This window comes from Deltaproteobacteria bacterium (assembly GCA_009929795.1).
Classification (GTDB): Bacteria; Desulfobacterota; Desulfovibrionia; order Desulfovibrionales; family Desulfomicrobiaceae; genus RZZR01.
In genome coordinates this window covers 1-1,889 of the sequence record RZZR01000302.1, presented here as the reverse complement: position 1 = coordinate 1,889, position 1,889 = coordinate 1, and the positions used below count along the sequence as shown (strand labels likewise).

At 59.6% G+C, this 1,889-nt stretch carries 2 protein-coding genes; both read left to right on the top strand.

Features of this window, described 5'->3' with window-relative positions; translation table 11 throughout:
* Positions 1 to 834: DNA primase (locus tag EOM25_14440; protein NCC26374.1), on the top strand; the 834-nt coding region annotated here is incomplete at its 5' end.
* Between the two features lie 487 nt (positions 835 to 1,321).
* Positions 1,322 to 1,889 (top strand): hypothetical protein (locus EOM25_14435; GenBank protein ID NCC26373.1); only part of this gene is annotated, 568 nt, incomplete at its 3' end.

The following is a 1,889-nucleotide window of genomic DNA, read 5'->3' as shown; positions in this document are numbered from 1 at the left end:
AAGAGCGGCACCGACAGCGAGACCATCACCGAGCGGACCAAATGCCTGCTGAACACCACCGGCATCGAGCCGCTGTGCGGGGAACTTTCGGAGATCCTGTCGAGGTCCTTCGTCATCAACTTCGACCTCGCCAACCAGGCCAGCGACTGCTTTCTGGAATCGGAGGTTATCTCCGCCATCCAGCAGAAGCGGGACCTGATCATCTCGGCCATCATGAAGCGGACCAGCCATGTGCTGGCGATGATCCGGGACGGAGCCCAGAAGCAGGTCATGCGCCTGCTGCACCGAACCATGCCGACCCATGGCAAACGCCGGTGCAACGACTATCTGAGCCTGATGTACCTGATGATGCTGGCCGGGTCCGAGGAACACGAGGTGACCACCGGACTCGAGGATCTGAGCCCGCTGTTCATCGAGCAGATCCATTCCATCAACGACACCAGCCAGGAGATGGCGCGGGAGTCGAACCCCATCGCAACGGCGCTGGCGTCACTCTTTCACGCTTATCGGAACGCGGTGGAGCTGGACGAGAAGGCCCGCTACGGCGAGGACGACCGGGCAAACCACGTCGTCGGGTTCATCGAACGCTACCAGGTGAGGTTCGAGAACGAGAACACCATGGAACCGGTGTCGGCCGGACGGCTGCTCGCGGCGCTGCGCAGGGTCGGCCGGGAATTCAACCTCGAGTTCGAATACAAGAAGCCCGCCCAGCTCGGTCGGCGCATCAGCAACGACCTGGACGTCATCCGGGACGCCGGGTTTGACATCGACCGGCAGCGCAACGCCCACACCAAGAATTTCGAGTACCGGATCGTCAAGACCGCCAATCTCTGATCCCACCCCATACTGACGAAATCATCCAGGACGCTCTCGGGCGTCCTTGTCTTTTGCGGTGGTGCGGTGAACACCGCTGTCCTTTGCGGTGGATGACCACCGCACGCCAAACCCTTACCAGACAAGGCTTTCAGTACCTTTGCGGTGGATGCGGTGGTAAATCCAGAGGTCTCACCCCCTATGGGCTGAAATATCTTTTGACTCACCGATTCGTCGGCTCCCACCAGAGAAATTCCGGCCCAGCGTGAGAGACATTCCCCAAATACCACCGCAACAACCGCACTCTATCTTCTCTTTCTTCATAACTATCTAAAAACAAATAACAAACAAAGAACCATACCCTGCGGTGGGACGAGAAAACCTTTCACCGCATAACCACCGCAGCCACCGCACGTATCCACCGCAGCAGATGGTCACCGACGGTTTCAGGGCAGCTCCGGTAAGTAACGGGAAAAGCGATTAACCCGTATTTCTGGAGCCTGAAGCCATGAGCCTTCTGAAAACCATGATCAAGCACACCGCCGGAGGGCAGGACGCCTCGGCAGGATGTGAAACCCCATCATTACCACCGCAACCACCGCAGCCCGCCATCTATGTCTCCACCGGGCTCGATGTCCACGAGATCGAGGACGCCCGCGACTGCCCTGAAGACAGGGAGATCGACGGCACGCTGTGTCGCCGTCTGTCTCCTGAATACTTTGCCTGGCTACGTTCCCGCATGGTCACCGCCCAAGCCGCGCACAAGGCCGGAAAACTCCCCGACGAGGACTGGAACACGCTGCGGCAGCGATTCAACGCCCTGCAGGAGCTGGCCATCCGGGAGTTCGGCAAGGAAAGCCTTCAAGAGGTCCTGCAGTCCTTTTCCCCAAAGAACTATCGGCCACCCGCGCTGCGTTCCGAGTCCCAGGAGGAACCCGTCGAAGCTCCCAGAAAGGACTGGATTTATCCCGGGAACCAAGCTTGGAAATGTAAGCAGCCGGTGACTTCCCAGGCTGTCGCCAAGGTCGACGCCATCCGTGAGGAGGCCATGGCCAAGGGCTGGTCCGAGGCACGCC